1 protein-coding gene is annotated in these 1,664 nt (G+C 68.8%); it reads right to left on the bottom strand.

The genetic code is table 11. From position 1 onward, the window contains the following. Positions 1–165: 165 nt before the first annotated feature. Entirely contained in the window at positions 166–1,542 is a 1,377-nt protein-coding gene (locus ACLZOT_RS49640) for an IS1380 family transposase (protein WP_416975936.1), read from the bottom strand. Between the last annotated feature and the right edge of the window lie 122 nt (positions 1,543–1,664).

Genomic DNA, 1,664 nt, shown 5'->3' with positions numbered 1-1,664 from the left:
TAGCCTCGATCTTTCGTGATGGGCCGCCGACGGAGTCGGGGGCCCATTTCGTTGTCGGTGGCTGAGGCCGGGCAGGTTGAGGGCCCGGGTGTCGTCTCGGGTGGACGCCGGGTTCCACTGCTCCGGGCTGGCACGTTGTCTTGCAGGGACAGGTGAGTTGGCTGGTCAGCCGGGGTTTGGCAGGGGTGTGAGCCGTTCGAGGGCCTCTGTGATCTCGCGGGTCCAGGGCCAGTGGCGGGCGAGGCGGAGGATGCGGCGTCGGCCGGTGGTGACGAGCTGGCCGGCCGCGGAGAACAGGCGGAGTCGCAGTCGGCGGGGTTCCCAGAGCCGGGTCTGGCCGGTCAGGGCGAGCATGGGCATCCAGGCCAGCAGGTCGAGGGCGATCTGGACGATCTCCAGCCAGAGCTGGTTCTGCGCGGTGTCGTGCAGGGGCAGGTTGCGCAGTCCGGTCGCTCGCGCGGCCCGGATGCGGTCCTCCGCGCGGGCTCGCAACCGGTGGCGGAGTTCGAGTTGGGCGATCGGCTGGTTGAGGGTGTTGGTGGCGAAGCAGGTGATCCGCATGCCGTCCGCGTCCGTGATCCTCAACTGGGCTCCGGGATGGGGCCGTTCCTTGCGGACGATCAACCGAATGCCCTGCGGCCAGCCGTCGAGCAGGTCACCGGCGAGTTCGGCGACCCAGGCCCCGTCACGGACCTCGCCGTCCGATTCGACCGCAGGCGTCCAGGCCGATGCGGGGATCTTCAGAACGTGCTCGTGGATGGCCTCGGTGATCACCATGCCGACCGAGTAGGACAGCCAGCGTCCGCGTTGGGCGAGCCAGGCCACGAACTCGTGGGTGCCGCCCGCGGAATCACAGCGGATCAGCGTCCGCCGTCCGCACCGGTATTTCTTGGGCAGTTGAGCGAGGGCCAGGCGAGCGACGGTGATGTGGTCGGCGGCCGTGTTCGAGCCCGCGTTGCCGGGCCGGAGGTGGGCTGCGACAGGTTCGCCGGTTCCTGCCGGGCCGTGGTCGACGAAGCCCATGAGCGGATGGTGTCCATAGGTCTTCTTCCAGGTCGGGGCCGCGTCCTGCTTGTCCGAGTGCGCGACGACCAAGACCCCGTCCAGGTCCACGGTCACCTGCCCGCCGGCATCCGGAGCCCGCTCGCCGGCCAACTCCCATACCTTTTTGCGGACTTCGGAACGTGCGGCGCGGATCGCGGTCAGTGCCTTCTCGCCGGAGGCGGCGAGGGTGCCGATCAAGCGGGAGACCGTCGGATCGGAGGCGACCGGGCCGAACACACCCGGCTCGGCCCGCAGCATGGCGATGTCGGCCAGGCAGTCGCCGCCGAGGGCGACCGCCAGTGCGAGGTCCACGAGCATCTTGCCGGGATCGTGGACGGCTCGCGGCCTCCGCCACCGGGTCAGGGCTGCGGATATCGCCTGGTCAAGGCCGATCTTGCGGACCGTTTCGACCAACAGGACCGAACCGGCCTGCGAAACCACGGCCCGGCCGTCATCCCGGACAAGGACATGGGGATAGGACCCGATAGGCTGCTTCACCTGGAAAGTGCCTCCGACAGGGGCGGGAACAAGGACCTCAGCAATCCTCATTCTCGCTGGTCAGAGGCACTTTCTGCTTTCCTGACCGCCTGCCGGACAGCCCGCTTCATGAAAGCGCGAGG

The sequence above is a fragment of the Streptomyces sp. 4F14 genome, from assembly GCF_048159485.1.
GTDB lineage: Bacteria > Actinomycetota > Actinomycetes > Streptomycetales > Streptomycetaceae > Streptomyces.
The sequence above is the reverse complement of the archived record's forward strand: the minus strand, read 5'-3'. Positions and strand labels throughout refer to the sequence as shown.